General features: G+C 72.3%; 20 protein-coding genes and 1 riboswitch. Of the genes, 13 read left to right on the top strand and 7 right to left on the bottom strand.

Features of this window, described 5'->3' with window-relative positions:
* Positions 1-12: 12 nt before the first annotated feature.
* From PJ985_RS19865 to PJ985_RS19855, 3 genes are all read left to right on the top strand, one after another.
* A complete protein-coding gene (locus PJ985_RS19865; protein WP_271685210.1) occupies positions 13-2,850 on the top strand; it encodes a glycosyl hydrolase in 2,838 nt (945 codons plus the stop codon).
* Between the two features lie 228 nt (positions 2,851-3,078).
* Positions 3,079-4,269, top strand: coding sequence for a hypothetical protein (locus tag PJ985_RS19860; RefSeq protein ID WP_271685209.1), 1,191 nt, complete (start codon positions 3,079-3,081; stop codon positions 4,267-4,269).
* Positions 4,266-4,910, top strand: a complete 645-nt coding sequence (locus tag PJ985_RS19855) for a hypothetical protein (RefSeq protein WP_271685208.1) — start codon at positions 4,266-4,268, stop codon at positions 4,908-4,910. The genes PJ985_RS19860 and PJ985_RS19855 overlap by 4 nt, the downstream gene beginning before the upstream one ends.
* Before the next feature lie 98 nt (positions 4,911-5,008).
* Here PJ985_RS19855 and PJ985_RS19850 read toward each other — a convergent pair whose 3' ends face one another.
* Positions 5,009-7,408, bottom strand: a complete 2,400-nt coding sequence (locus PJ985_RS19850; protein ID WP_271685207.1) for a tetratricopeptide repeat protein — start codon at positions 7,406-7,408, stop codon at positions 5,009-5,011.
* 223 nt (positions 7,409-7,631) lie between these two features.
* On the opposite strand from PJ985_RS19850, the gene PJ985_RS19845 reads away from it, so the two are divergent.
* On the top strand, positions 7,632-10,784 hold the full coding sequence (locus tag PJ985_RS19845) for an AfsR/SARP family transcriptional regulator (RefSeq protein ID WP_271685206.1): 3,153 nt from the start codon (positions 7,632-7,634) through the stop codon (positions 10,782-10,784).
* 444 nt (positions 10,785-11,228) lie between these two features.
* Here the strand turns inward: PJ985_RS19845 and PJ985_RS19840 are convergent, their stop codons facing one another.
* Entirely contained in the window at positions 11,229-12,131 is a 903-nt protein-coding gene (locus PJ985_RS19840) for a DMT family transporter (protein ID WP_271685205.1), read from the bottom strand.
* Between PJ985_RS19840 and PJ985_RS19835 the strand changes: the two genes are divergently transcribed.
* The 3 genes from PJ985_RS19835 (at position 12,130) to PJ985_RS19825 (ending at position 15,254) form a co-directional block, all read left to right on the top strand.
* The gene (locus PJ985_RS19835) at positions 12,130-13,593 is read left to right on the top strand and encodes an aminotransferase-like domain-containing protein (RefSeq protein ID WP_271685204.1); all 1,464 of its coding nucleotides are present in this window, start codon (positions 12,130-12,132) and stop codon (positions 13,591-13,593) included. The two genes, PJ985_RS19840 and PJ985_RS19835, sit on opposite strands and share 2 nt — an antisense overlap.
* A gap of 65 nt (positions 13,594-13,658) precedes the next feature.
* A riboswitch (cobalamin riboswitch) is annotated at positions 13,659-13,834 on the top strand.
* A gap of 44 nt (positions 13,835-13,878) precedes the next feature.
* On the top strand, positions 13,879-14,265 hold the full coding sequence (locus PJ985_RS19830) for a (2Fe-2S) ferredoxin domain-containing protein (protein ID WP_271685203.1): 387 nt from the start codon (positions 13,879-13,881) through the stop codon (positions 14,263-14,265).
* Positions 14,266-14,615: 350 nt separating this feature from the next.
* Positions 14,616-15,254 (top strand): endonuclease, encoded by a 639-nt coding sequence (locus PJ985_RS19825; RefSeq protein WP_271685202.1) that lies wholly within the window; start codon positions 14,616-14,618, stop codon positions 15,252-15,254.
* A 43-nt stretch (positions 15,255-15,297) separates the two neighbouring features.
* On the opposite strand, the gene PJ985_RS19820 is transcribed toward PJ985_RS19825, so the two are convergent.
* The 5 genes from PJ985_RS19820 to PJ985_RS19800 all read right to left on the bottom strand — a co-directional run bounded on the left by PJ985_RS19820 (position 15,298) and on the right by PJ985_RS19800 (position 20,339).
* The gene (locus PJ985_RS19820) at positions 15,298-16,167 is read right to left on the bottom strand and encodes an amidohydrolase family protein (RefSeq protein ID WP_271685201.1); all 870 of its coding nucleotides are present in this window, start codon (positions 16,165-16,167) and stop codon (positions 15,298-15,300) included.
* Positions 16,164-17,162: an aldo/keto reductase gene (locus tag PJ985_RS19815; protein ID WP_271685255.1), complete on the bottom strand. Its 999-nt coding sequence runs from the start codon at positions 17,160-17,162 to the stop codon at positions 16,164-16,166. The genes PJ985_RS19820 and PJ985_RS19815 overlap by 4 nt, the downstream gene beginning before the upstream one ends.
* A gap of 47 nt (positions 17,163-17,209) precedes the next feature.
* On the bottom strand, positions 17,210-17,977 hold the full coding sequence (locus tag PJ985_RS19810) for an SDR family NAD(P)-dependent oxidoreductase (protein ID WP_271685200.1): 768 nt from the start codon (positions 17,975-17,977) through the stop codon (positions 17,210-17,212).
* Positions 17,970-19,352 (bottom strand): enolase C-terminal domain-like protein, encoded by a 1,383-nt coding sequence (locus PJ985_RS19805; protein ID WP_271685199.1) that lies wholly within the window; start codon positions 19,350-19,352, stop codon positions 17,970-17,972. Before PJ985_RS19805 ends, PJ985_RS19810 begins: the two co-directional genes overlap by 8 nt.
* A gap of 255 nt (positions 19,353-19,607) precedes the next feature.
* Entirely contained in the window at positions 19,608-20,339 is a 732-nt protein-coding gene (locus tag PJ985_RS19800; protein ID WP_271685198.1) for a FadR/GntR family transcriptional regulator, read from the bottom strand.
* A gap of 161 nt (positions 20,340-20,500) precedes the next feature.
* Here PJ985_RS19800 and PJ985_RS19795 point away from each other — a divergent pair, with 161 nt between their 5' ends.
* The 6 genes from PJ985_RS19795 to PJ985_RS19770 all read left to right on the top strand — a co-directional run bounded on the left by PJ985_RS19795 (position 20,501) and on the right by PJ985_RS19770 (position 26,337).
* Entirely contained in the window at positions 20,501-21,697 is a 1,197-nt protein-coding gene (locus PJ985_RS19795; protein ID WP_271685197.1) for an acyl-CoA dehydrogenase family protein, read from the top strand.
* A complete protein-coding gene (locus tag PJ985_RS19790) occupies positions 21,694-22,818 on the top strand; it encodes an acyl-CoA dehydrogenase family protein (protein WP_271685196.1) in 1,125 nt (374 codons plus the stop codon). Before PJ985_RS19795 ends, PJ985_RS19790 begins: the two co-directional genes overlap by 4 nt.
* A 66-nt stretch (positions 22,819-22,884) precedes the next feature.
* Positions 22,885-23,403 (top strand): gluconokinase, encoded by a 519-nt coding sequence (locus tag PJ985_RS19785; RefSeq protein WP_271685195.1) that lies wholly within the window; start codon positions 22,885-22,887, stop codon positions 23,401-23,403.
* A gap of 242 nt (positions 23,404-23,645) precedes the next feature.
* Complete coding sequence (locus PJ985_RS19780; RefSeq protein WP_271685194.1) at positions 23,646-24,854, top strand: D-arabinono-1,4-lactone oxidase; 1,209 nt, start codon at positions 23,646-23,648, stop codon at positions 24,852-24,854.
* Positions 24,851-25,237 carry a sensory rhodopsin transducer gene (locus PJ985_RS19775; protein WP_271685193.1) on the top strand — a complete coding sequence of 129 codons (387 nt, stop codon included), beginning with the start codon at positions 24,851-24,853 and terminating at the stop codon, positions 25,235-25,237. Before PJ985_RS19780 ends, PJ985_RS19775 begins: the two co-directional genes overlap by 4 nt.
* A complete protein-coding gene (locus PJ985_RS19770) occupies positions 25,237-26,337 on the top strand; it encodes an FUSC family protein (RefSeq protein ID WP_271685192.1) in 1,101 nt (366 codons plus the stop codon). The genes PJ985_RS19775 and PJ985_RS19770 overlap by 1 nt, the downstream gene beginning before the upstream one ends.
* The last annotated feature ends 84 nt before the right edge of the window (positions 26,338-26,421 follow it).

The following is a 26,421-nucleotide window of genomic DNA, read 5'->3' as shown; positions in this document are numbered from 1 at the left end:
GAGGTGGCAACCATGTCCTCCCCCCGCACAATCCGCAGATCCCTGACCGCCGTGCTCGCGACCGCTCTCGCCGCGGGCACCCTCTACGGGCTCGGCCCCGGCGCGGGCTCCGCGTCCGCCGCCGCGGTTCCGGTCGGATCCGGGAGCTACTCCGACACCCGCCCCGCCGGCGCGTCGGGACCGCAGAACTTTGACGGTGCCCCGGTCAGCCCCAAAGTCACCCAGGACGCCGCCGGCGAGCCGGTGCCCACCAACAACTGGTGGTCCTCCCTGGTTTTCCAGCGGTTCGCCGACAATCCGTACTCCGAGAACATGTACGGTCACCCGCTGACCTACCGTGCGGTCTCCGGTGGCCTCGAGATCGGGTATCCCACCGAGCCGGCCATCGTGGGTGATGGGCGGCAGTACGAGTACGTGCACCGTGACGATCTCACCCTCGGCCTGGCCGGGCTCTCCTCCCCCGACGCGAAGGCCGACAGCTGGTCCGACTGGACCGTCACCCCGTACTGGTCCGACGGCAGCCGCACGCTGCGGGCCACCATCGGCCACGGCCTGCCGTTCGTGTACGCGAAGGGCAGCGGCGGCGCCGCGCAGATCACCACCGGCGAGACGCCCGAGGTGTGGGCCGACTCCGGCCACGTGCTCGGTATCACCGTCCGCGGCAACGACTACGCCCTGTTCGCCCCCACCGGTCGGGACTGGAACGTGCAGGGCAGCACCCTGAGCGCCGAACTGGGAGGCGAGCAGGACTACTTCTCCGTTGCCGTGCTGCCTTCCCGGGCCGCCCTGGACGACTACCGCGCGTACGCCTACAGCTTCGTCACCGGCTCCGAGGTCAGCTGGGACTACGACGAGGCCGCGGGAAGCATGCGGGCCGCCTACACGCTGACCACCGAGCCGCAGGAGGGGACCGAGACCGGCACTCTGCAGGCGCTCTACCGCCACCAGTGGCTGCACACCTCCGACCCGCTCACCGAGCACACCTACGTGTCACCGCGCGGTGAGATGAAGGTGCGCGAGGGCCGGACCTTCAGCACTGCCCAGGACGTCACCGGGGTACTGCCGAACCTGCCGGACACCGGCGCTTTCGACGACGACCGGCTGGCCGCGTTCCTGGCCGAGGCCGTGGACGCCGAGGACCCGTTCAGCGGTGCCACGGACACCTACTGGACCGGCAAGGCACTGGGGCGGCTCGGGCAGCTCGTCCCGCTCGCCGAGCAGCTCGGTGACGACGCCACCCGCGACCGTCTGCTCGGCCTGATGAAGGACCGGATGGAGCAGTGGTTCACGGTCGGCGGTGCCTCGGAGTTCTCCTACGACGAGGAGTGGAGCACACTCACCGGCTACCCCGCCTCGTACGGCAGTGACACCGAGCTCAACGACCACCACTTCCACTACGGCTACTTCGTGATGGCCGCGGCCACGATCGCCCGGTACGACGCCGGATGGGCCGAGGGCAGCGCCTGGGGCGGCATGGTGGAGATGCTGGTGCGGGACGCCAACAACCCCTCCCGCGAGGACGACCAATTCCCGTTCCTGCGCGGCTTCGACGCCTACGCCGGACACGGCTGGGCAGCCGGCCACCAGAGCTTCGCGGCGGGCAACAACCAGGAATCGTCCTCCGAGTCGGTCAACTTCAGCACCGGACTGGTGCTCTGGGGCGCAGCCACCGGCGACGACGAGCTGCGCGACCTGGGCCTGTACCTCCTGACCACCGAGTCGGAGGCCATCGCCCAGTACTGGTTCGACGCCGACCAGGAGGTGTTCCCCGACACCTACGAGCACGACACGGTCGGCATGGTGTGGGGCAGCGGAGCCGCGTACTCCACCTGGTGGACCGCCAATCCCGAGGAGATTCACGGCATCAACGTCCTTCCCGTCACCGGCGGTTCCCTGCACCTGGCCAACAACCCGGAGGCCATCCGGCGGAACTTGGCAGAGATGGAGCGGGAGAACGGCGGCCCGGCCGAGGAGTGGCGCGACATCCTCTGGCAGTTCCAGGCCCTGGCCGACCCCGACCGGGCGATGGACGCCTGGAACCGGGACAACGGCGCGTACGAGCCGGAGGAGGGCGCGAGCAAGGCGCACACCTACCACTGGATCTCGACCCTGCACGGCACCGGAGCCCCCGACACCTCGGTCACGGCCGACAGCCCCACGGCGGCCGTGTTCGCCAGGGACGGTGAGCGCACCTACGTGGCACACAATTTCGGCAGCGCCCCCCGCACCGTCAGCTTCTCCGACGGCGCGACCCTCACCGTGCCGCCGCGCTCCACGGCCACCGGCACCGGCGTGGGCGGCGACCCGGGCGATCCCGGTGACCCGGACCCGGGCGACCCCGGTGACCCGGTCGGCAGCGGCTCGTTCCACCTGCACGGGGACGGGACGCTGCGCTCCGCCCCCGGCTCCGGCGCCACCACCGCCACTCTCCCCTCCGCGGGCGGAGCCAACCACGACGGATCGCCGCACCAGCCACTCGTCTACGAGCTGGAGAACGTGACCGGAAGTCTCACCTCCGGTGGCACGACCGACTTCCGCCTGCACGTGGACGCCGGGACGCACGTCGGCAACGCGCCGCAGGCCCGGGTCTCCTACGACCTGACCGGCAACGGCACCTTCGACCGGGTGGAGACCTACCGCTACTTCGCGACCGACCCGGTACCGGGCTGGGAGGAGTACGCCGCCTCCCGGGCCGGCGTCCGGTCCGCCACCGGCACGCTTGCCGACCTCCGTGCTGGCACGGTCCGGCTGGAGATCTGGAACGCGATCGGCAACGGCCCCTCCCAGGTGCGGGTGGGTGCGACCGAGTCCGAGGGCGGCCACTCAGTCCTGACCATCCCGTTCGAGTAAACCCCGGCGCCACGGGCGGAGTCCGGGGTGCCGGAGGCCATGCACAGGGCCTCCGGCACCCCGGACCACGTCACGCCCGGCCCCTGCAAGGATCCTGCAAGGAAACTGACCGGCGGGCCGGGCACCCCTGAGCAGAGGGAAGTTCACCGATGCCATGGGGGAACAGTGATGTCTGTTGGTGGCAGAAGTACCGACCCCGCGGTGGTCCAGCGGGGTCAGTGGCTCACCATGCCTGCGTGCAGGACCGTCCTGGTCGTCGCACACACCAGGACCTACGTACAGCGCCTGCGTGACGTATTCGCCCTGCTGGAGGCCGACCTGCGGATCCAGGTGGTCTTCACCGTGGCGCCGCACGCGTTCAACGAGGGCACCGAGCGGTACCTTGAAGGGCTCGGCGTCACCGTGCTCCCGTGGGAGAAGGCCATCAGCGCCCGCTTCGACCTGGCACTCACCGCAGGCTCCCGCAGCGTGGAACAGCTGCAGGCCCCGGTCCTGCGGATGTCGCACGGGGCCGGGCACATCAAACTCCTGCGCGAGCCCGAAGTGCAGGCGGCGGACGGTGACGCAAGACCGCCGGGGATGCTGAGCCGACGGCAGCTCACGCACGGCGGGGTGGTGGTACCGGCCGCGGTCGCTCTCGCGCACGAGCGGGACCGCTTGGAACTCTCCCGGTACTGTCCGGAGGCTCTCCCGGTCACCGAGGTGGTGGGGGACTCCTGCTACGACCGCATCGTCGCCGGGCTGCCGCGCCGTGCGCGGTACCGCCGCGCACTCGGCCTCACCGCGTCCGACCGGCTGGTGCTCATCACCTCCACCTGGGGGCCGTCCTCGTCCTTCGGGCAGTTCGGCGCCCTGCTGCCGCGGTTGCTCGACGAGCTGCCCGCGCCCCGCTTCCGTACTGCCGCCCTGGTGCATCCCAATGTCTGGTCCGGTCACGGCGACCGGCAGGTCCGGGCCTGGCTCAGTGTCCTGCAGCGCCGCGGGCTGGCCGTGGTGCCTCCCGAGGCCGACTGGCAGGCGCCGCTGATATCGGCCGACTGGATCGTCGGGGACCACGGATCGGTGACCACTTACGGAACGCTGACCGGCGCCCCCATCGTGCTCGCCAGGTTCCCGGAGGGGGAGGTCTCGGCCTCCTCCCCCGCTGCCCGGCTCGCCCGTGCCGTCCCCGCCCTGTGCCCGATGCGCCCGGTACTGGAGCAACTGCGCTACGCGACTGAGACGTACCGGCCGGCGGAGCACCAGCGGATCGCAGACCTGCTGTCGTCCGAGCCCGGCCGCTTCCACCGGCGGATGCGGTCCGTCCTCTACCGGCTGCTGCGGCTCGGAGAACCTGCCTTCACGCCCGCTCCGGAGCCGATCCCCCTGCCGCGTCCGCTGACCCGGTGGTCAGCGGCACTGTCGGAGCGGTCCGCATGACTGCATCGGACGGAGGGCGGGCCGGCGGGGTCCCGGCACCCTTCCTCCGGAAGCTGACGACCGTCCGGATCGTCTCCACGGCCTCCGGGCAGGAGCCCGGCCCTCCTGCTGATCCGCTTCCCCGGCATCCGCTCAGGGGATGCCGGCTCGTGGTGGACATCGGCTCCGCGACGGGGATGCACCGCTCGCTGGTGCTCTCCGGGCCGTCGGGCGCAGCCGCGGCACAGCCGCCGGGATTTCTCGACGAGCACCTGTGTGTGAACCCCGGAAACCGGCGGACGGCCGCCTGCTGCGCGGAGTACGCGGACGTTCTCGCCCACGGGGCGCCGCTGCCGGACGCGCAGGCCGGACCCCGGGTCCGGCACCTGCTCGACCGGTATCCCGGCTGTCTGCTGGCGGCCGTACCCCGGTGGGAAGGCGGCTGTCTGGTCGGCTGCCGCGGCGGCGGCCTGATCAGGGCGCTGCCGGGCGGGCGGACGGGGGCGCCCCTGACCGGCCGGCAGTGCAGCGGCCTGACGTCGGCGCTGCACGCCTGGCTGGTGGCCGGGCACCGGTTGACAGCGGTACGGACAGCGGCCATCAGCTGCCCGTACCGGCCATGGCTGACCGCCGTACTCGACCTGCGGTTCACCGCGGGCTGACGGGGAGTCCCGCTGCGGGCGCCGGGGTGACATCCCTCGGGCCGGGGTGCACCGTCGGCGGTGCCCGCAGGCTCCCGGCTCCCGGCCGGGGACGGACATCACTCGGCACCGGGGGTGAGTGCCCGCAGGCGGTTCTCCACCCGGGCGGCAGCCGAGGGATTGAGGGGCCGGTAGAGGGCAAGCGACTCCGCGTAGCACCGGGCCGCCTGCTCTGCGTCCTCGTAGTCCTGAGCCACCCGGCCCAGCATCTCCAGGGTGCGGGCCTGCCAGTGGCCGGAACCCGTCAGCTCGAAGTCCGCGAGCGCCTGCCGCAGCTCCCGGACTCCTCCGCGGCGATCACCGGCCTGCGCCCGGGCCTGCCCGAGGAAGGCCGAGGCCCGGGCAGCGTCGTAGATGTCTCCGGCGGCGGCGAGCTCGGACCGCGCACGGGAGAGGTGGCTGAGAGCACCTGCGGGGTCGCCGGCCGCCAGAGCTGTTTCCCCGAGGCACAGGCGCGACAGTGCGGCACCCCGGGGGTACCCGGTGGATTCACGCAGACGCAGCGCCCGGTCGAAGCAGACAGCTGCCTCTTGCGTCCGCCCGGCGGCGAGATGGCAGTTGCCGAGTCCCTGGAGCGCCTGGGCCTGCTGACGGATGTCGCCGTCCGCCTCGGCATGCTCCAGCGCCAGGACGTACCAGTCGGCCGCCTCCTCCAGGCGGCGGGCGTCCCGCAGGCCGTTACCGCCGGAGGTGAGCATCCGGCCCACCGCTGCCCGGTCTCCCGTCCGGCGGGCGGCGGCAAGCCCGGTGCTGTGCGCCTCGATCCACAGCTCGGACGGGCGCAGCCGCAGGAAGAGCGGCCACATCGCGTCCACCAACTGCCAGACGGAGTCGTCCCAGCCGCACCGGTCACTGTGCCGCACGGCACCCATGAGGGTGTCGCGATGCGTGTCGAGCCAGCTCAGTGCGGACTCCGTTGAGGCGAACGGCAGGGGTACGGCGGGCCGGTGAACGTAACGGCGGGACAGGGTCCGGTGACTCGGTGACAGCAGTTCCTCCGCCGCGGTGGCGGTGTGCAGACACCAGTCCACGAACCGGCGGGTGAAGGTGGATCGCGCAGACTCGGTCTCCCCTGCCTGTCCGCGTTGCTCCGCGTGCATCCGCACCAGGTCGTGGAAACGGTAGGTGCCGGGACCGGTCTCCTCCGCCAGGTTCATCTCGCAGAGGACTTCGAGCTCCCGGTCGCCGGCGTCGACCGTGATGCCGCGAGCTGCTGCGACGAGCGTGCTGTCGAAGCGGCTGACCGGCAGCAGCCCCAGACACCGGTATGTCCGGGCGGCCTCCTCCGGAAGCATGTCGTAGGACTCGTCCAGGGCCATCCGCAATGTCGCCTCCCCCTCCAGTCGTAACGCGTCCAGCGGTCCCCGGCCGCCGGCCAGCACGGCAGCCACCGCCGCCACAGGCCGCATCGGGCGGGCCGCGAGCTGAGCGGCGGCCAGGCAGACCGCCAGCGGCAGTCCCGCACACAGCTGCACCACGCGTCGGGCGGCTGCGGCGTCCCGGCAGACGTGCGGTCCGCCTCCACGGCGCAGCAGGTCCAGCGCCGCGGTCTCGGTGAGTGCGCCCAGCCGGTGAGCCGCCGCTCCGTCAACCACCAGACCGGTGAGCCGGCGCCGGCTGGTGACCATGACCAGGGTCTCCGGCCCTCCCGGGAGAAGAGAGCGGACCTGCGCCGCCGTCATGGCGTTGTCGAGCAGGACCGCCAGTTGCCGTCCGGCCGTCAGAGTGCGCCACAGCGACACCCGCTCGGCCGTTTCGGCGGGTACCGACGCCGCGCCCAGTGCCCGCAGAAAGCGGTCCAGCACCTGCCCGGCGTGCGGATCGGCGGACAGTGCCCCACCGCCGAGATCCGCGTACAGCTGTCCGTCGGGGAACTCACCGGAGTGGCCGGACAACCAGGCACAGGACAGCGCGGTCTTGCCCACTCCGGCGGGACCACTGACAACGATCAGCTGCGGAGTCCCCCGCGGATGCGCGGTCCGCAGGCGGTCCAGTGCGTCGAGCTCCGCTGTCCTCCCGGTGAACCGGGCGCTGACCGGCGGCAGCTGACGGGGAGGGGGAGCGACCGGCGGCCGAGGCTCGGGCTGGTGCACGTGGATACCGCCGTGCACATCCCGGGCCTGCACCATGGGTCCGGCGACCCGGGCGGAACCGCTGAGGACATTGGTGTGCCCGGCCTCTGCTGTCGTGCTGGGAGGAACCGCACCCGCCCAGCGTTCCAGCATGGAACGCCTCTCCGGGTTTCCGTCCGCCCAGCGCACAAGCGCCGCTGCCAGTTCCCCTGCCTCCCCCCGCACCGGCCGGCCGCCCTGCACCGCCTCACGGACAGCCGTGAGGCGCGAGCGCAACTCCGTCTCCAAAGCGCCCAGTTGCTCTGCTCCTCGCAGCCCCGAGCCACTCGGCAGGGAGCCACGGAGCATGGCCGAGACAAGCTCCTCCTGCAGAGGTCCCTCCAGCATCCGGCCCCTCACGCTCCCCTCCGGATCGGCCTCACTCAGCAGCCGGCCCCCGGCCGACCGCACGTGACAGCTCTCCGGGTGTCACCCCTACCCATCCGGAGACCACCCTGATCGCTTCCTCCGGCGAACGAATGATTTCGGCCGTCCTGTCCGACTTGCCGTTCAACGATCAACGGATAGGGCCATGCTCAACCGCGGGCACAGGCGTGGGGCGGGAGGGCGTATGGCGGGGCTCGACATACTGATACTCGGACCGATCGAGCTACGGGCAGGCAGCCGCCACAGCACGCTGGGCTCCGCCAAGGCCCGCACGGTCCTGGCCTCCCTGGCCTGGGACGCCGGACGATCGGTCGGCACCGGCAGACTGATCCACCGCGTCTGGCATGACGACGACACTCCCCTTCATCCGGCCGAGAACATCCAGACCTACGTCTCACGCCTCCGTGCGGCGATGACGGATCTCGCGGGCCACGATGCCCCGAAGGTGACCGGGCGCACCGGAACGTACACGCTGCAGGCCGCCCCCGAGCTGATTGATGCCCGCCGCTACTTCTCCCTGGTGAACGAGGCGCGCGCGCTCACGGAGCGCGGCAACGACCCGCAGGCCCTGCTGCTGCTGGACCGAGCGGCAGAGCTCTGGCGCGGTACCCCGCTCACCGGCGTGTCCGGCGAGTGGGCCGAGCAGGTGCGGAGCCTGCTCGAGGAGCGGAGACTCGCCGCCGCGTTGCTGCGGGCCGGGATCGGTCTCCGGCTGCGCCGCTTCGCCGAGGTGATCTCGGAGCTCTCGTTGCCGGCCGGGAGGCACCCGGACAACGAGGCGCTGACAGAGCACAGAACGCTGGCCCTCTACGGTGACGGCCGGACAACCGAGGCGGCGGAGCTGCTGCATGCCGCGGCACACCGGCTGCGGGAATCGGCCGGCACCGGGCTGGGTGAGCGACTGCGTCGCATCCAGCACGGAATCCTGCGCGGGGAGCCCGTCACCGATCTTCTGGAAGCGTCCACCGTTTCGCCACGGCAGGCGGACGGTCCCGTACCGAGCCCTGACAACCTGCCGCGCGACGTACCGTGGGTGGGCCGCCGAGCCGAGATCGCGCGCCTGACCGGGCAGCTGTCCCGTCCCGCGGGCCGGGCCCCTTCCGTCGTCGCGCTCGAAGCCATCGACGGGATGCCCGGCGTGGGGAAGACCTCGCTGGCTGTCCACACGGCGCATCAGCTCGCAGAGCGCTACCCCGACGGCCGGATCCTGGTCGACCTGGGCGCCCACACGCCGTACCAGGAACCGCTCACGACGGAATCCGCGCTCACCGAACTCCTGCTCCGGTTCGGTGTGCCCGCGGCCCGAATGCCCCGGCAGGCCGAGGAGTTGACTGCACAGTGGCGGACACTGATGGCTGACCGCCGCGCCTTGATCATTCTCGACAACGCCACCGGTCCGGAGCAGGTTCAGCCGTTGCTGCCCAGCTCATCGCCCTCCTTATTCATGATCACGAGTAGGCGGCGGCTGACCGCGATACCCGGCGTTCGCCCGCTTTCGCTGGATGTGCTTCCGATGGACGACGCTGTCGCACTCTTCCGCCAGCGGGTCGGCCCGGATCGTTCACCCACCGATACCGAGGCGGCGGAAATCGTCCGTCTCTGCGGCCGTCTGCCCCTGGCGATAGAGATCCTCTCCAGCCGTTTCAACAGCCGGCCCTCCTGGAGCGCTGCCCACCTGATCGAGCGGCTGTCGCACAGCAACGGAATACTCATGGAGATGCGCACGGAGGACCGGGATGTCGCCCGGGCGTTCGAGCTGTCCTACCGGTCTCTGACCAACGGCCAGCAGACGGCGTTCCGACACCTCGCCCTGCACACGGGAGCGGAGTTCGGACCGGCTGCCGCAGCCGCGCTCACCGGCCTCGCTCCGGACCTGACCGAGCGTGTCCTGGAGGAACTGCTGAACCTCCACCTCCTGTTCGAGCCCTCCCCCGAGCGCTACGGCATGCACGACTTGTTGCGCGAGTACGCCCGGACACTCACGACAGCCGAAGACGCAGCGGAAGCCCAGCGCGCGGCGGTGGAACGCCTCCTCACCTGCTACCTCCTCCAGGCGGACCACGCTGACCGGCAGGTGCACCCGCACCGTTGCCGGCTTCCGGTCCCCGGCGGCCCCCTCCCGGAAGAAGAAGGCCACCCCGCGGAGCGCGGGGGCCGGGCAGACGCCCCCACTGACCCACAGGCCTGGTTCGTCACCGAAGCCGCCAACCTCATCCATGCCGTGCAGTACGGCCGGGCGCACGGCTTCCCCCGTCTCTCGGCCCTGCTCTGCCACACGCTCGCCGGCCTCCTGGTGTCCGAGGGACATGCGGTGGCGATGCAGTCAGCACTGCGCGAGGCAGTGTCCCACTGGCGTGCGATCGGCGACCAGGGAGCGGAAGCCCGCGCGCTGCTCGACCTGAGCGCTGTTCTCTGCTCCGCCAGCGAGTACAGCTCGGGCATGGAGGCCGCCCGCCGCGCCCACGAGTTGGCTCGCCTCCTCGGTGATGCCGAGGTGCAGGCGGAGGCGCTGCACCAGACCGCTCATATTCTGTGGTCCACGGGTGACTACTTCGGAGCGCTGCCGATTCAGCGCCGGGTACTCCGCCTCCGCATGCGTTCCCCCCACCGTCTGCAGCAAGCACGAAGCCAGAATTTGATGGGGATGATACTGCTCCATACCGGGCAGCACACGAGCGCTCTCGAGCATTTCTCCGAAGCAATCCGTGGTTTCCGGACAACAGGAGATCCCCTCGGGGAGTACATGGCACTGAACAACGTAGGGGAAACCCGACAGAAGATGGGAAAACCCGCGGAATCCGTGAGTTCGTACCAGCAGGCGCTCACCCTTTGCCGGCGGTCCGGCAGCCGTTCCGACGAAGCCATTCTCCGCATGAATCTCGCGTGCTCCCTGGCAGCCTGCGGAAAATCAGCAGAAGCCCTGCACCATTTTCGGGAGCTGTTGCCCGCCCTCCGGGCCGTCGGTGACAAGCGAAACGAATCCATCGCCCTGAACGGGTACGGCCTCGCCCTTCAGCAGACGGCCCGCCACGAGGAGTCCCTGCCCCACCACTCGGCAGCCCTCGAACTGGCTCAGCAGATCGGCGCGGCCAATGAGCAGGTACAGGCGCTCCGCTCGCTGGGCCTTGCCGAACTGCACACGGGCCACAGCCAACAGGCCGGCCGGCATCTGCGGGAGAGCCTCACCCTTGCCCGCGAGATCCACGCCCCGGCGGAGCAGGCGGCGACCCTGCTGGCAATGGCCGATTTACGGGAGAGCGAGGCGTCCCCCTCGGAAGCGGCTGCCCTCCGCCGTCAGGCCCGGCAGATCACACAAAGGCTCAACGCCGCGGATTGACCTCACAGCAGTTTGACATGTTCACCATGGCTCTGGTTCACCCGGAATCCCGGGAACGCGGGCAGCCACACCTGCCATGCACCTGACGTAACGAAACTGTGTTCCACGATCGCTAGCTTGCACGGCGACTTGTGTTCGAGGATGATCTTGCGGCGGAGTGACAGACTCCGCCGTCCGAAGTCCTTTCACACAACCCGCAAGGAACACATCGATGGCGCGCATATGCGGCAGAATTCTCCTCATGGGCACTGCAGTTCTCCTGGCGTCCACCATCACGCCGGCGCCTCCAGCACAGGCCGCTGCCCATTCCGTCCTGGGAAGCTGCATGGCCCGCTGACAGAGGCCCGTCCACCGGCCGGAAGCCGACAAGCCGTCCGGTGGGCGGGCCGCGTCCCGGCCTCCACCCGAGGCCGCGCGTAGGTGCGTCGGCCCATGGAAGCCCGGCTACGCATGGGTGCGTGCTCGTTGGGTCACCGCGATGCATCCCACGACGAGCAGCGCGGTGACCGGTGCGCTTGGGGACAGCGTTTCCCCGATCAGCAGGACCGCCCACAGGAGCGTGAGGAGAGGTTGCGCGAGTTGGATCTGACTGGCTCTCAGCACACCGATCACGGCCATGCCGCGGTACCAGGCGATGAATCCGGCGAACTGGGACACGGCGGCGAGGTAGACCATGCCGGTCACGGCCTTCGCGGTCGGGTGCACCGGTTCCCAAGGCAGCGCCAGCAGCACGGTCAGCGCGGTGCAGGGCAGCGCCGCGACGACGGCCCAGGAGATCACGTGCCATCCCGGCATGTGGCGGGCCAGGCGGCCGCCCTCCGCGTACCCGGCGGCGCACAGCAGCAGCGCGCCGAACAGGAAAAGGTCACCGGTGGTGGGGGTCCCGTCGCTCCGGTGCAGGGTGAACGCGACCGTGGCAACGGCGCCGAGGAGCGCGGCACCCCAGAAGAGACCGGAGGGACGCTTGCCGGTCAGCGCCGCGGAGACCGCAGCGGTGGCCAGCGGCAGCGCCCCGATGACGACCGCCGAGTGGGCGGTCGAGGAGGTCTGCAGCGCCAGTGCGGTGAGCAGCGGAAACCCGAGGACGCAGCCGCCCGCCACGACCAGCAGCCCCGGCCAGTGCTGACGGCCGGGAAGCGGGATGCGGAGGGCGAGCAGCATCGCGGCCGCCAGCAGTCCGGCGAGCACCCCTCGTACGCCTGTCACTGTCCAGGGACCGAAGCCTTCGAGGGCCCAGGCAGTGGCCGGAAAGCTGACGGAGAACGAGACCACCGCGAGCCCTGCCAGCAGCGTGCCTCTGCTGTTCGTTTCTCTCCGGCCGAGAGTAGCGCTATCTTGTACTGTCATGAATGATCGTAGCAGTGAGGCTAAGGTGGCTGATGACCTGCGCAGTGCGCTCAAGCGCTACTCGGATCATGAGAAGCTGCCGTCGAGTCGGGTGTTGGTGAAGCGGTACGGAGTGAGTCCGGTGACGGTCTCACGGGCGATTGCCGTGCTCGTCTCGGAAGGCCTGGTGGTCTCCCGCCCGGGGGTCGGGGTCTTCAAGACCGGGACGGACCGCACGCCCCTTCCGGAGGGGGATCTCTCGTGGCAGGAGGTCGCGCTCAGTGCCGACGCGGGCCCGGCCGGGAACGGGCCGGGCGCACGTGAGGTCAGCGCCGCCGCGCTTCTGGCCACGCTCACCGTCCCGCCCGCCGATGTCATCGATCTGAAGGGCGGTTACCTGCACCCCTCCCTGCAGCCGGAGCGTGCCCTGGCGGCCGCCCTGGCCCGGGCAGGACGCAGGCCGGGTACCTGGAGCCGTCCGCCGCTCGAGGGCCTGACCGAGCTCAGGGCCTGGTTCGCCCGGGACATCAGCGGTGCGGGCCATGCACTCAGCGCCTCGGACGTCCTGATCACCGGAGGCGGACAGAATGCTCTGACCACCGCGCTGAGGTCGCTGGCCGCCTCCGGTTCCCCCGTGCTCGTCGAATCACCGACCTATCCCGGGACGCTGGCCGTCGCACGGGCTGCCGGCCTGCGTCCGGTGCCCGTGCCCGTCGATGACGAAGGCGTCCGCACCGATCTGCTCGCGGACGCCTTCCAGGCGACCGGCGCCCGGGTGTTCGTCTGTCAGCCGCTCTTCCAGAACCCCACCGGCGTGGTGCTCTCTCCCCCGCGCAGCCGGGAGGTGCTGCGGATCGCGCGGGAGGCGGGGGCCTTCGTCATCGAGGACGACTTCGCCCGCAGACTGGCGCACGCCGACTGCCCCACGCTCCCCCCGCCCCTGGCAGCCCAGGACACCGACGGCGTGGTGGTGCATCTGCGGTCGCTGACGAAGGCCGCCTCGCCCAGCCTGCGCATCGGTGCGCTCACCGCGCGCGGTCCCGCCATGGAAAGGCTCCGCTCCGTCCAGATCGTCGACAGCTTCTTCGTCCCCAGGCCCTTGCAGGAAACCGCCCTGGAGCTCGTCGTCGGCCCTGCCTGGCGCACCCACCTGCGACGGCTCGCGAGCACGCTGCGCGAACGCAGGGAGGCACTGGCCTCCGAACTGCGGCGCCGGGGCTTTCCGGGACAGTCCCCACCGCGGGGCGGTTTCCACCTCTGGCTGCGGCTGCCGCCCGGCACCGACGAGGCCGAGCTCGTGGCCGCGACGCTGCGTGCCGGTGCGGCGGTCACCGCGGGCGGGGCGTATTTCGCTGCCGAGTCCCCCGCCCCCCACCTGCGGCTGAGCTTCGCCGGCACCGCGAACACCGGGCAGTTGACGGCGGCAGCAGACTGTCTGCACCGGGCCTGCGCCGAGGTCGGGGTACCGATCGGAACCGGCTGAGAGCGCCGACGCAAGCCCCCTGGGCCGGGCCACCGGAGGGTGCCGTGGCGGCCCGGCCGACGGGGTGTCATGATGACGGGCGAACAGGCGACGGCGGAACGAGGAAGCCGGTGTGAATCCGGCGCGGTCCCGCCACTGTGATCGGCGAGCGGATCCCGGACAGGCCACTGCCCGAAGACGAGCGGGAAGGCCGGGGCGAGCAACGACCCGAGAGCCAGGAGACTCACGCGGTCGCCTCCTCAACGACACCGGGGCGCGGACCTCCCCGGAGGAGGGTGCGTCAGCATGCCCAGGAAGACCGCCCGAGCGGTGCCGTGCCGGATCACCGTGTGCCGGGACTGCTGCTGCGGCACTGCGAAGATCTCCGGCGTCGACCACGCGGGGCAGACCGCGCGGCTCCGTGCGGACGCGCAGGTCCGCGTCTCCGAGTGCCTGGGCTTCTGTGACCAGGCCAACGTGATCGTGGTTCAGCCGTCCTCCGCCGGACGGGCGAAGGGCGCCCGGCCGGTCTGGCTGGCCCTGGTCAACAGCCCCGAAGCGACCGAGGACGTCGCCGCCTGGGTCCGGGCGGGAGGGCCGGGCGTCGCCCCGCTCCCCGACGTACTGGACCTCCATACCTTCACGCCTCCGCGGCGGATCCGGGCCGGGCTGCCCGGAGCCACGCGCCAGTGACCGCCCCCGGACCCCGGCGGGGTCGGCGTACGGTCCTTCCCGGCAGGCGGCGGGTGCCCGGCCGGCGGCAGTCCGCCGCAGCCGCGTTTCGGGTGTGCGAGCAGGGGAAACCGGTGGCGCGGAGGTGAGACGCGATGCACGACACAGGTAGCCGGCGTTCGGGTGCCGATCGGGTCGGGGAGCCGGCGGCGGCCGGGACTTCACGGGCCGGAGAGAAGCCGCGCGCCGGAGAGCCGGGCAGGCAGTACTGGCCGCCGAGGCAGTACCGCGAGCAGCTTCCCGAAACGGACTGAGTGCCCCGCGCGCGGGCTCCGCGGAGGACCGGGCGCGGCCGCACGAGAGGTGGTGGCATGGCCGGAGGGACCGAGGCAACGGCGCGGGTACTGCTCGACCGGTGCGGCAGGACGTATGCCGCGGAGGCGGGCATCCGGCTGCGTGACACTCCGCAGCCCCTCTACCAACTGCTGGTGCTGTCCGTGCTGCTGTCCGCCCCGGTCCGGGCCGGCATCGCCGTGTCCGCCGCGCGGGCTCTCTTCGCGGCGGGCATGCGTCAACCCGGGCGGATGGCCGAGGCCCGCTGGCAGCAGCGGGTGGACGCGCTGGGCGAGGGCGGCTACCGCAGGTACGACGAGCGGACCGCGACCATGCTGGGTGAGGGCGCCGAGTTGCTGCGGGAGCGTTACCGGGGTGATCTGCGGAAGCTGCGCGGAGCGGACGACGTGGAGCAGCGGCTCCAGGAGATCCCGGGACTGGGGCCCACCGGCGCCCGCATCTTCCTTCGCGAGGTGCAGGGGGTGTGGCCCGAGTACGCGCCGTTCTTCGATGCCAAGGCGCAGAGCGGGGCGGAGCGCGTCGCGCTGCCCACCTCGCCGGAGGAGCTGTCGCGACTCGCCGGGTCGCGGGAGAACCTGCCGAGGCTGGCAGCGGGCCTGGTGCGGGTCGCGCTCGACAAGCAGGCCGCCGAGGAGGTCAGGTCCGCGGCGGCCTGATCCGGGCCCTGCCCGGCTGCGCACGCGGGGACGGCCGTCCGCGTCAGCGACCGGGCAGGGGCCGCAGGCGGTAGACCCGGGTGGCGGTGCCGGCGAGGACTGCGTCCTGCTCGGCCGGGCTGAGCCCGGCGGTGAGCGTGCGGGCGGTGTCGAGGACCTGCCGGTAGGAGGCGGCGAGCCGGCAGACCGGCCAGTCGGAGCCGAACATCAGCCGGTCCGCCCCGAAGGCATCGAGCACGGTGTCGGTGTACGGCCGCAGATCGGCGACGGACCAGGTGTGCCAGTCGGCCTCGGTGACCAGGCCGGAGAGTTTGGCGACGGTGTGCGGCAGTGCGGCCAGCCGGCGGATGCCGCCTGCCCAGCCGGTGAGTTCGCCGCGGGCGACGGGGGGCTTGCCGAGGTGGTCGAGGACCAGGGTGAGGTGGGGGTGGCGCCGCGCGGCCCGGGCAGCGGCGGGGAGCTGGTGCGGCCGGATCACCAGGTCGTAGGCGAGACCCGCGGCGGCCACCGCGGTCAGCCCGCGGGTCACGTCGGCGCGGTCGAGCCAGCCGGGGTCCGGCTCGTGCTGCACCTGGTGACGGATGCCCACCAGGCGTTCGCCGCCAGGAAGTTCCCGCAGCGCGGCCAGCGCGTCCGCGATGTCGGGGGAGGTGAGGTCGGTCCACCCCACGACTCCGGCGACAAGGGCGCCGCTGTCCGCCAGGGCGAGGAGTTCCGGGGTCTCGTCGGGGGAGGTGACGGTCTGCACCAGCACCGTGCCGGTGACGCCCGCCGCGCGGGCTTCCGGCTCCAGGTCGGTGAGGGTGAAGTCCCGCCGCAGGGGGGCCAGGTCGGCGCCGGTGATCCAGTCCTGGTCCCGCACGGAGAGGTCCCAGACGTGGTGGTGTGCGTCGATCAGGGGCCGTGGGGTCACGGTTGGTCCCCCGGTGCGGGTACCGGAGCGCCCTCCGGCAGCAGCCCTTGCTCACGCAGCTCGTCCCAGAGCGCCGCGGGGACGGGCCTCCGCAGCATGTCCGCCGCGTCGCGTGCCTCGTCGGCGGACCGGGCACCGGTCAGGACTGCGGCGACCGCGGGGTGGCCCAGGGGAAAGCGGAGTGCGGCGGCCCGCAGCGGGACACCGTGCCGTTCGGTGACGGCCTGCATTGCGAGCGCACGGTCCAGGAGGGGCCCGGGCACCCGGGCGTAGTCGAACCTCGCGTCGGGCCGGGGGGAGGCGAGCAGCCCGGAGTTGTACACGCCTCCCATGATCACGCTCTTGCCGCGGGCGGCGGCCTCGGGCAGCAGCTCGTCCAGGGCACTCTGGTCCAGCAGGGTGTAACGGCCGGCGCAGAGCACGGCGTCCACGTCGGTGTCGCGCAGGAAGCGGGTGAGCATCCTTGTCTGGTTCATGCCCGCGCCGATGGCTCCGACGGTTCCCTCGGCCCGCATGCGCTCCAACGCGGGGTAGGCCTCGCCGAACGCCTGCCCGGCGTGGTCGTCGGGGTCGTGCAGGAGGACGAGGTCGATCCGGTCGAGTCCGAGCCGCCGCAGGCTTTCCTCGAGACTGCGCCGCACTCCGTCCGCGCTGAAGTCCCACACCCGGCGGTGAGTGGCGGGGACGGCGAAGCCGTTGGCCAGGTCGTCCCCGGTCGCGCCCGGCCGTGGCTCCAGCAGCCGCCCGACCTTGGTGGAGACCGTGCAGGCGGCGCGTGGCCGGTTCGCCAGAGCGGCGCCGAGGCGCCGCTCGGACTCCCCGAGACCGTAGTGGGGAGCGGTGTCGAAGTAGCGGACGCCGGCGTCCCAGGCGGCTTGGACCGCGGCGTGGGCGGCCTCTTCGGAGACCGGCGTGTAGAGACCGGCGATCGCCGCGGTGCCCAGGCCGAGCTCGGTGACGGGTACTCCCGCGGCCCCCAGGAGGCGGCGGCGCAGTGGCGCGTGCGGGTTCAACGGCTTCCGCCCGCCGGGGGCTGCCGGGTTCACGCGGGACCTGCCGGGCGGGGCGGGCGCAGACGGAGGCCCGCCATGCCGCCGTCCACGGCCAGGGCCGTTCCGGTGACGGCTGCCGCGGCGGGGCTCGCCAGGTAGGCGACGGCGGCGGCGACCTCCTCGGCGGTCACCAGCCGGCCCATCGGCTGCCGGGCGGCGAGCGCGGTCCGTTCTGCCACGGGGTCCGGCGCTGTCTCGGTCAGCCGGGCCACCCAGGGGGTGTCGGCGGTGCCGGGACTGACGCAGTTGACGCGAATACCCTCTCGTATGTGGTCGGCTGCCATGGCCAGGGTGAGCGAGAGCACAGCGCCCTTGCTGGCCGCGTACAGAGCGCGCTGCGGCAGGCCGGCGGTGGCGGCGATCGAGCAGAGATTGACGATCGCCGCGTCCCGGGAGCGGCGCAGATGGGGCAGGGCGGCGCGACTGCTCCGCACCATACCGAGGACGTTGACGTCGAGAACCCGGTGCCATTCCGCGTCGTCGTTGTCGGCGACGGTGCCGACGGCGCCGACGCCGGCGTTGTTCACCAGGATGTCGAGACCGCCGAGCCGGGCCGCCGCGCTCCCGACGGCCTCCCGTACGGAGGCGCCGTCCGAGACGTCCGCGCGGAACGCGAGCAGCGGCTCGGGCAGCCCGTCGGGCTCCAGGTCCAGGACGGCGACACCGGCGCCGCGCTCGGCGAGCAGCAGGGCGGTGGCGCGTCCGATGCCGGAGGCCCCGCCGGTGACGAGGGCTCGCAGGCCGGTCAGTTCAGTCATGCCGTGCTGCCTTCTTGGTCGGGCCGTGCGCGTGCGCGGCACGGTCGGCGGTCCAGAACGTGCCGTCGGGGTAGGCGTAGCGGGCAAGGGTTTCCGGCCGCAGGGCGGCCGAGAAGCCAGGTGCGGACGGCGGCAGGTAGTGGCCGCGGCGGACCGTCACCGGGTCGATGAAGTGCTCGTGCAGGTGGTCGACGTATTCGATGACCCGGTTGTCGGTGCTGCCGGACACCGCGAGGAAGTCGAACATGGCCAGGTGCTGGACAAGTTCGCACAGCCCCACTCCCCCGGCGTGCGGGCAGACGGGGATGCCGAACTCGGCGGCCAGCAGAAGGATCGTCAGGTTCTCGTTGACGCCGCCGACGCGGGCCGCGTCCAGTTGCAGCACGTCGACTGCGCCTGCCTGGAGCAGCTGTTTGACCAGGATCCGGTTCTGCGCGTGTTCGCCGGTGGCGACCTTGACGGGGGCGACGGCCGCGCGGACGGCGGCGTGCCCGAGGACATCGTCCGGACTGGTGGGTTCCTCGATCCAGTACGGGTCGGCATCGGCGAGGGCCCGGGTCCAGGTGATCGCCTCGGGGACGTCCCAGCGCTGGTTGGCGTCGATCGCGATCCTGATGTCCGGGCCGACAGCGGCGCGGGCGGTGCGCAGCCGCCGCAGGTCGTCGTCCCGGTCGGCGCCGACCTTCAGCTTGATCTGGGTGAAGCCGTCGGCCACCGCCTGCCGGGCGAGCCGGGTGAGCTTGTCGTCGGAGTAGCCGAGCCAGCCCGGGGACGTGGTGTAGGCGGGGTAGCCGTGCCGCCGCAGAGCGGCTGCGCGGTCCCCGGCCCCGGGCCGGGCGGCGCGCAGCAGGGCCAGTGCCCTGTCGGGCGTCAGGACGTCGGTGAGGTAACGGAAGTCGGCCTGGGCGACGAGCCACTCGGGTTCGGCGTCGGCGAGGAACTGCCAGAGCGGCTTGCACGCCCGTTTCGCGGCGAGGTCCCAGACGGCGTTGACCACGGCGCCGACCGCCATGTGCATCACGCCCTTCTCCGGGCCGAGCCAGCGCAGCTGGCTGTCTCCGGTCAGGTCGCGGTGCACGGAGCCGGGGTCGGTGCACGCCTCGTCGAGCGGACGGCCGACGAGGTGGGGGCGGAGGGCCGCGAGGGCGGCCACCTGGACCTCGTTGCCCCGGCCGATGGTGAACGCGAAGCCGTGGCCTTCGAGGCCGTCGCCCGCGTCGGTGCGCAGGATTACGTAGGCGGCCGAGTAGTCGGGGTCGGGGTTCATGGCGTCGGAGCCGTCGAGCTCCCGGGAGGTGGGAAACCGGATGTCGTAGGTGTCGAGAGCGGTGATGCGGTGCCCGGTGGCCCGGTCCGGGGCCGTTCCGGTACTCATCGGCGGCCGGTGGACCGGAAGAACGGCCACCGGGCCGGGGACGGTGTCGGGTGCGGGCGTCGCACAGGCGTGATCCCTTCCGGTCATGATCGAGGGAAGCCCGTACACATCGGAGGAATCGACGAGCCTCACCGGCAAATTAGGGGACATCGCGCCTGTTGCACAAGGAGACATCGGAGGAAAACCGCAGCGCGCCGCGAACCTGACGAGCTCCGTCGCGGGTCCGCCCGGGTCAGATCGGCGGGTCCGCCCGGGTCAGGCAGGGCCGACGCGGCCCGCCCGGTGGCCTTCCGGGCCGGCCCCGCCCGGCGGGAGCGCGGCGCCGCCCCCGAGGCGGCGTTCGACTCCGGCGATGTGCACCGCCGCGGTCGCCTCCGCGAGCCGGGCGTCACGCGAGGTGAGCGCTTCCAGGATCGCCTCGTGCTCCCGCTGGGCACGCTCCAGCGCCGAGCCGGCCTCGACCCCCTGGAGCACCCGTTCCCGCTGAGTGCGGCCGGAGAGGCCCCGCAGCAGCGCCGACAGGACTGCGTTGCCCGCGAGGTCGACGATGCGCTGGTGAAACTCGATGTCGTGGACGACGAACTCCTCGGCCGTCTCCGCGGCGGCGCACCGGTCCAGCGCGGCCCGCAGCGCCCGCAGGTCGTCCTCGGTGGCGCGGCCCGCGGCCAGCGCGGTGGCCTGCGGCTCCAGCATGCGGCGCACCTGGAGCAGGTCCCGGGCGGTCTCTCCGCGGGAGATGTCGGAGGCGAACGCCAGTGCCTCCAGCAGCAGGCCGGGCTCAAGGCTGGAGACATAGGTGCCGTCGCCCTGCCGGGCCACCAGAATGCGCATCGCGGTCAGCGCCCGGACGGCTTCCCGCAGGGAACTCCGGGAGAGCCCGAGCTCCGCGGCGAGCTCCTCCTCCCGGGGCAGCCGCTGGCCGGGCACCAGCGCCCCGGAGACGATCATCGCCTTGACCTTCTCGATCGCTTCGTCGGTCACCGCCATGCCGGCCGCCCTCCGTATCCGCCCGCCCCGCTCGGTCCTCATCCTCCCAGCAGTCTCCCCGCCCTCCGGTGCCCCGGGTGTTGACGGGACGGCGACCGGACCGGCAGGCTAAGCAACCGCTCAGTCTGCTGCACGACACCGCATGATGAGGAGAACCCGGCATGGCAGTGCACACCAAGGTGGGCCCGGAGGAGCTGAGCCGGCGCGTCAAAGCCCTGCTCGACACGCACCCCCCGGCCACCACCGCCCGGCAGGACTTCCTGCGGGCCCGCTACGACGCCGGACTGGCGTGGGTGTTCTTCCCTGCCGGCCTGGGCGGTCTCGGCGCGGACCGCTCCCTCCAGGCCGGGGTCGAGGCGGAGCTCGCCGCCGCCGGTGCTCCGGACAACGAACCCCGCCGCATCGGCATCGGCCTGGGAATGGCCGCGCCCACCATCCTGCGCTTCGGCACGGAGGAGCAGCACGCCCGCTTCCTGCGCCCGCTGTGGACCGGGGAGGAGGTGTGGTGCCAGCTGTTCAGCGAGCCGGGAGCCGGCTCCGACCTGGCCTCTCTGGCAACCCGCGCGGAGCGGGACGGCGACGACTGGATCGTCACCGGCCAGAAGGTGTGGACCTCCAGCGCGCACACCGCACGCTGGGCCATCCTCATCGCCCGCACCGATCCCGCCGTGCCCAAGCACCGGGGCATCACCTACTTCGCCTGTGACATGACCGCACCGGGGGTAGAGGTGCGGCCGCTGCGCCAGATCACCGGAGAGGCGGAGTTCAACGAGGTGTTCCTCAGCGGGGTACGCATCCCCGACTCGGACCGGCTCGGCGCGGTCGGCGAGGGCTGGAAGGTCGCCCAGACCACCCTGAACAACGAGCGGGTGGCCATCGGCGGCGGCGCCCGGCCGGTCGAGGCCGGCATGATCGGCAAGGTCGCGGACGCCTGGCGTGCCCAGCCGCAACTGCGGACCCACGACCTCCACCAGCGGCTGCTCTCCGGCTGGGTGGCCGCCGAGGTCGCCCGGCTCACCGGTGAGCGGCTGCGCCAGCAGCTCGCCGTCGGGCAGCCCGGGCCGGAGAGCGCCGGGATGAAGCTGGCCTTCGCCCGGAACGCACAGGAGCTCAGCGGCCTGGAGGTAGAACTCCTCGGCGAGGACGGCCTGGCCTATGAGGACTGGACCATGACCCGCCCGGAGACGGTGGAATTCACCGGACGTGACGCCGGATACCGCTACCTGCGGGCCAAGGGCAACTCGATCGAGGGCGGCACCTCGGAGATTCTGCGCAACATCATCGCCGAACGGGTGCTGGGCCTGCCGCGCGAACCCCGCACCGACACCGAACTGCCCTGGAAGGAGCTGGCCCGATGACACAGGACCTGCTCTACACCGAGATCGAGACCGAGCTGCGCTCCAGCGTCCGGGCCCTGCTCGGCCACCGCTGCTCCGCGGAGGCCGTGCTCGCCCGCTGCGAAAGCCCGGAGCCCTACGACACCGGGCTGTGGCGCGCGCTGGCGGCCGACCTGGGCACCGCAGGACTCCAGGTCCCGGAGGACCTCGGCGGGGCCGGCGCCTCGCTGCGGGAAACAGCTGTGGTCATGGAGGAGCTCGGCCGGGCCGCCGCCCCCACTCCGTACCTGGGGCACGCGGTACTGGCCACCACCGCACTGCTCGCCTGCGACACCCCCGCGGCCCGGGAGACCCTCGCCGCCCTGGCCGCCGGAACCCGGACCGGCACTCTGGCCGTGCCGCTCCCGTCCGCCCCCGGGTTCGCCTTTCCCGGCACCGTGCTGCCCGGCCCCGACGGCACCCTCACCGGCCGGGTGACCTCGGTCGCCGACACCCCTGGCGCGGACGTCCTGGTGGTGCCGGCCGCCGGGCCGGACGGGCCGGAGCTGCACGTCGTGGACCTGGCCTCCGCCGGCGTGACGGTGGAGCCCCGGACCTCCCTGGACCTCACCCGTCCGGTCGCCGGCGTGACCCTGGACGGCGCCGCCGGGCGCCGCGTGGACGCTCCCGGCGGCGCGGAGCGCGCCCTGGACCGGGCCCTGCTCACCGGCGCGGGACTGCTCGCCTCCGAGCAGCTGGGCCTCGCGGAGTGGTGCCTGGAGTCCACCGTCGGATACCTGAAGGAGCGGCGGCAGTTCGGCCGTCCCGTCGGCTCCTTCCAGGCGGTGAAGCACCGCCTGGCGGATGTGTGGCTGGCCGTGGCCGGGGCCCGGGCCGCCGCCCGGAACGCCGTGGACGCCCTGGCGACCGGCAGCGGGGACGCCGCGGTCGCGGTCGCGGTCGCGCAGTCCCACTGCGCCGAGACCGCGGTGCGGGCGGCGGAGGAGTGCGTACAGCTGCACGGAGGCATCGGCATGACCTGGGAGCTGCCCGCGCACCTGTACCTCAAGCGGGCCAAGGCCGACCAGATCGCCCTGGGTGCGCCCGGCCGCCATCGCGAGACCCTGGCTCGCCTGGTGGATCTGCCGGCCCCCGGCCGCTGAGCACCGGCTCCGGCCGCCCCTCCGCCACCCGGCGGGGCGGCCGGGGCCGGCTGGTACCTTGACCGCATGTCTCCGACCTCCGCAACGCGGCCGCTCGTCGTGGTGATGGGTGTCTCCGGAGTGGGCAAGACAACGGTTGCCCTGCTCCTCGCCGAACGGCTCGGCGTGCCCTTCGCGGAGGCGGACGACTTCCATCCGCCCGCCAGCATCGCCAAGATGTCCGCCGGCCAGCCGCTCGACGACGCCGACCGCCAACCCTGGCTGCGCACCCTCGGCGACTGGCTGGGAAGCCGGGCGGCGGCAGGCACCGGCGGCGTCCTGACCTGCTCCGCACTCAAGCGCCGTTACCGTGACGTACTGCGCGCCTCTGCTCCGGAGGTGCACTTCCTGCACCTCGACGGCGACCGGACCCTGATAGGCGAGCGCATCGGGCAGCGCACCGGACACTTCATGCCCCCCGCCCTGCTGGAGTCCCAGTACGGCGCCCTGGAGCCTCTGTCCGCGGACGAACGCGGTTCGGTCCACCACGTCGGCCCGCCGCCGGAGAAGCTGGTCGAGGCAGCCCTGGAAGTACTCGGGCTGTGAACGCCGGTCACCGCCTCAGCACGCCCCGAGCCGGGTGTCCTCCCCCCTCCTGGCCACCGCGGCTGCCCGGGTACGCACCTCCCGGCGCCGCTGCGCGACACATGCGCGTCCCTTCCGGGGGAGTAGAGACCCGCGTTCCGTGAAACCCGTGGCCCTCGGAGACGAAGACCACGGAAGACCACGGACGTCCGCGGGCGCGGACCGGTGGCTTCCCTTGTGCCCGAGCGGAGGGATACAGCACGGTGTCCGAACAATTCGTGAACTGGTCCGGGAGCCTGCGCTTCACCCCGCGGGAGTGGAGCCGCCCCGAGACGGAGGAAGAGGTCGCCGCCCAGGTCCGGCGGGCAGCCGAGCAGGGACGAACGGTGCGGCCCGTCGGATCCGGCCACTCCTCGGTGCCGCTGATGGCGACCGAGGACGTGCTGCTCTCCCAGGAAGGCATGGCAGGGCTGGTGTCCCACGACACCTCGGCGGGCCGGGGCACGGTACTGCCGGGGACGGGCCTGTCGGAGGCCGGCCGGCTGTTCCGTGAGGCCGGCCTGGCGATGGAGAACCTGGGGGACGTCGATTATCAGACCCTGGCGGGAGCCATCGGAACCGGCACCCACGGCACCGGGACCCGGCTGCGCAACCTGTCCGCCACCCTCGTCGGGGGACGCCTGGTCACCGGGACCGGTGACGTGCTGCCGTTCGGAGAGGAAGCGGGCGAGGACGACGGGCGTGAGCTGCTGCGCGCGGCCCGGGTCTCCCTCGGAAGTCTCGGCATCCTCACCTCGCTGACCCTGGAACTGCTGCCCGCCTACGAGCTGCGCCGCCTCAACTGGTGCACCCACATCGACTGGGTGCTGGAGAACTTCACAGCGCTCGCGGGCGCCTACCGGCACATGGACTTCTACTGGTACCCGCGCAGCGACGAGGCCCAGGTCCGCACCATGAACGACCCCGCCACCGAACCGACCGTCATCCCTCCGGGCAACCGGGTGCACGCCGACGAGCAGGGCCCCGTCCACGAGATCATCCCCAACTCCCGGGACCTGCGCTTCGACGAAATGGAGTACATGCTCCCCTACGACGCGGGGATGGCCTGCTTCCGGGAAGTGCGCAAGCGCATCAAGGACCGGCACCGCCAACAGGTCGGCTGGCGGGTCCTGGTACGCACCGTGGCTCCCGACAGCGCCATGCTCAGCAACTGCAACGACGGCCCCGTCATGACCATCGCCCTGCTGCAGAACAACGAGCTGCCGTACCAGGAGTACTTCGACGACCTGGAACCGCTGCTGCGGGAGTTCGGCGGCCGGCCGCACTGGGGCAAGAAACACACCATGACAGCCGCCGATCTGCGCCCCCGGTACCCGGAATGGGACACCTTCCAGGCGCTGCGACGACGGCTGGACCCGCAGGGCATCTTCCTCAACGAGTATCTGCGCACCCTGCTGGAGGAGGAGAAATGAGCGGTCCCGAAACCCTGGGCCACAGGATCTGGGTCTTCCCCGGCGGGCACGTCCCGGCCTCCGGGACCGGCCCGGAGCCGGAGTTCACCAGCCGGGACGAGCTGTGCCTGCTCAACAGCGGCGCCGATGACGCCCGGATCGAGATCACCGTCCTGCACCAGGACCGTGAGCCCGTCGGTCCCTACCCCCTCGTGGTGGCCGCTCGCAGGGTCCGCCACGTGCGGATCAACGACCTGATCGATCCGCAGGCCGTTCCCCTGGGCGTGCCCTACGGCGCGGTGGTGCGGTCCGACGTGCCGGTGGTGGCGCAGCTGACCCGGACGGACACCCGGCGCGGGCACCTCAGCACCTCCGTCGCCGCGGGGTTCTCGGCCGAACGCTGATGAACGGTCCGCGGAACAGGGCCCGGCGGTCGGCCCGGCGGCTGCGCCACCACTTCGTGTCCCTGCTGCTGGCCGGTACGGCGGCCGGGCTGGCATTCGCGATCGCGGCGGCGCTCTTCGGTACCGAGGAGGCGTTCTTCGCACCGATCGCTGCCGTGGTGTGTGTGGGCATCACCGCCGGGCAGCGCATCGGGCGGGCCGCGGAGGTCGCCGTCGGGGTGGCGGTCGGACTCACCGCCGCCGACCTGCTGCTCCGGGTGATCGGTGCCGGCCCGCTGCAGCTGGGCATCGCCGTCTTCCTCGCCATGGCCGCCGCGGTCGCCCTCGGTGCACGCACCCTCATGGTCAACCAGGCAGCGGTGGCCGCGGTGCTCGTCGTCGCCCTGGCACCGCAGGGAGACACGAACCCGCTGGTGCGGCTGGCGGACGCGCTGATCGGCGGGGCGGTGGCCCTGAGCCTGGGTGCACTGCTTGCCCCGGATCCGCAGCGGGTGGTACGGCGCGGCGGGCAGGAGGCACTCGACTCCCTCAGCACCGTACTGCGGGAGATCGCCGCAGCACTGGCCGCCGGCGATCTGCAGCGGGCCGAACACGCCGTGACCGGGACGGAACGGATGAACGGCCTGCTGAGCGAACTGGACGAGGCCCTGGACGCCGCCCGGGAGAGCACCCGGCTGGGCGGACCCCGCCGTTCGATGCGCCCCCTCGGTCCGCTGCTGCTCGTCCGGGCCCGCCTGGACATGCTGGCGACCACCGTGCGCGCCCTAGCCCGGGGCGCGGTGAACGCCGTCCGCCACGGACAGCGCGTCGACTCCCGGCTGGTCACGGCGGCCGAACAGCTCGCGGACGCCGTCAGCGCGCTGCGGCGCTGGACCGAGGGCACCGGTGACGTCCAGGACGCCCGGGCGTCGGCCCTGCGGGCGGCGAGAACCGCCTCGTGGCTCCCCCACGCGGCCCGGGGGCTCACCTCCCAGGTGGTGATCGGGCAGATCCGGTCCGCGGCGATCGACGTGCTGCGTGCGACCGGGCTCGAGCAGAAGGAAGCAGTGCGGACGCTGGAGGAGAACGCGGGACGGGCGGACGACCGGCACCGGGAGTGATCTCCCCTCCCCCGGCCCGGAGCACCCGCGGCAGTCCCGCTGCGGCCCGGCTTCCACCGGCGTCCGGTGGGTAGGACTCCCGGC

The sequence above is a fragment of the Streptomyces sp. ACA25 genome, assembly GCF_028200735.1.
Taxonomy (GTDB): domain Bacteria; phylum Actinomycetota; class Actinomycetes; order Streptomycetales; family Streptomycetaceae; genus Streptomyces.
The sequence above is the reverse complement of the archived record's forward strand: the minus strand, read 5'-3'. Positions and strand labels throughout refer to the sequence as shown.